Annotated in this window: 1 protein-coding gene and 1 pseudogene; both read left to right on the forward strand. The window is 69.2% G+C overall.

The genetic code is table 11. The features are described from left to right. On the forward strand, positions 1-1,091 hold a 1,091-nt coding region (locus BGN95_RS08520; protein ID WP_286772374.1), incomplete at its 5' end, for a tannase/feruloyl esterase family alpha/beta hydrolase. Then, positions 1,088-2,387 (forward strand): annotated as a pseudogene (locus BGN95_RS08525) (AMP-binding protein); the annotation flags it as partial. The gene BGN95_RS08520 and the pseudogene BGN95_RS08525, both read left to right, overlap by 4 nt.

The raw sequence follows: 2,387 nt of genomic DNA on the forward strand, positions 1-2,387 counted from the left end.
TCGCCGCCGGCACCGGCCGCGCGGTGATCGCGGCTTATTACGGCAATGCCCCCAGGGCGGCCTATTTCCAGGGCTGTTCCGACGGCGGACGCGAGGCGCTGATGGAGGCGCAGCGTTACCCGGAGGATTATGACGCGATCATCGCCGGCGCCCCCGCCAATGCCTGGACGCGGATGATGGCTGCCTTCATGCGCGACGACCGCGCGGTCTTCGCCCGCCCCGAATCCGCCATCCCCAATGCCAAGCTCAAGCTGCTGCAGGATGCCGCGATCGCGCAATGCGACACGAAGGACGGAGTGAAGGACGGCGTGCTCGACGATCCGCGCGGCTGCGGCTTCGATCCGGCGGTGCTCCAGTGCAAGGCGGGCGACGAGGCCACGTGCCTCACCGCGGGTCAGGTGACCGCGGCACGCACGCTCTATCGCGGCGCGCTCGACGCCAAGGGGCGGCCATTCTTCCCCGGCTATATGCCCGGCGCGGAGGCGGTGCCCGGCACCTGGGACGTGTGGCTCACCGGCCCCAAGGCGCAGCACGGCGTGTTCGCCACCGAATTCTACCGCTACATGGTCCATTCGAACCCCGAATGGCAGCCCGGCGCGTTCGACTTCGCGCGCGATTATGCCGCCGGCCGCCGGCTCGCGCCGCTGCTCGACAGCGACAGCCCGGATCTCGGCGCCTTCCTCAAGCGCGGCGGCAAGCTGATCCTCTATCACGGCTGGAACGACGCCGCGATTCCGCCCGAGAATACGATCGCCTATTTCGAGGCGGTGACGAAGCGCCTGCCCGCCGAGGCCGGCAAATCGGTGCGGCTGTTCATGGCGCCGGGGATGTCGCATTGCCTCGCCGGCCCCGGCCCCAATGTGTTCGACGCGCTCGGCACGCTCGACACATGGCGTCAGGGCGGCCCGGCGCCCGAGACGATGATCGCGACCAAGTTCGACAACGATCTGTTCGGCTATCTCGGCTTCCCGGCCAAGCCGCTCCGCACCCGCCCGCTCTGCGCCTGGCCCAAGGTCGCGCGCTGGACCGGCAAGGGTTCGACCGACGACGCGGCCAATTTCACCTGCGTCGCGCCGGGGATGAAATCGTGACGCTCACCCTCAGCCACGTCCACGGCACCCAGGCCCCGCCGCTGATCGAGCATACGATCGGCGAGGCGCTGGCGCAGGCCGCGGCGCGCTGGGGCGAGCGCGAGGCTCTGGTCTCGGTCGAACAGGGCATCCGCTGGACGTTCGCGGAACTGCTCGATCGCGCCGATGCGTTTGCCGCCGGGCTGCTCGCGCTCGGGCTCGAACCGGGCGAGCGGATCGGGATCTGGGCGCATAATTGCGTCGAATGGGCCGTCACCCAATTCGCCGCGGCGCGCGCCGGGCTGGTGCTGGTGACGATCAACCCCGCCTATCGCACCAGCGAGGCGGCGTTCACGATGGCCAAGGCCGGGCTTGCCGCTTTGGTGTTCACCGATCGCTTCAAGACCAGCGATTATGCCGCGATGGTCGCCGAGATCGGGCCCGACCTCCCTGCGCTGCGCCGGATCGTCTGCATCGGCACCGCGACGCATCCCGGCTGGATCGCGTTCGATGACGTTGCGGGCCACGCCGACGACGCCGCGCGCCAGCGGCTCGCCGCGATCGGCCCGACGCTCGATGCAGGCGACGCGATCAACATCCAGTTCACCAGCGGCACCACCGGCCACCCCAAGGGCGCGACGCTCAGCCACCGCAACATCCTCAACAACGGCTTCTTCGTCGGCCTCGCCCAGCGGCTCCAGCCCGGCGACCGGCTCTGCATCCCGGTCCCGCTCTATCATTGCTTCGGGATGGTGATGGGCAATCTCGCCTGCCTCACCCACGGCGCGACGATGGTTTATCCCGCCGCCGGTTTCGACGCGGGCTCGGTGCTCGCGACGATCGAGCGCGAGCGCTGCACCGCGCTTTACGGCGTACCGACGATGTTCATCGCGCTGCTCGGCCACGCAAAGCTCGACCGGACCGACCTGTCGTCGCTGCGCACCGGAGTGATGGCCGGCGCGGTCTGCCCCGAGCCGCTGATGCGCGGGGTGATCGAACGGCTCCACATGCCCGAGATCACGATCGCTTATGGCATGACCGAAACCAGCCCGGTGAGCTTCCAGACCGCGGTCGACGATCCGTTCGATCGCCGCGTCGGCTCGATCGGACGGGTCCAGCCGCATCTCGAATGCAAGGTGGTCGGCGAGGACGGCGCGACGCTTCCGGTCGGCACCCCGGGCGAGCTGTGCACCCGCGGCTATTCGGTCATGCTCGGCTATTGGGACGAACCCGAAAAGACCGCCGCGGTGATCGATGCCGCGGGCTGGATGCATTCGGGCGATCTCGCGGTGATCGACGCGGCGGGATATGGCACCG

This window comes from Sphingomonas sp. 66-10 (assembly GCF_001897045.1).
GTDB classification, from domain to species: Bacteria; Pseudomonadota; Alphaproteobacteria; order Sphingomonadales; family Sphingomonadaceae; genus Sphingomonas; species Sphingomonas lycopersici.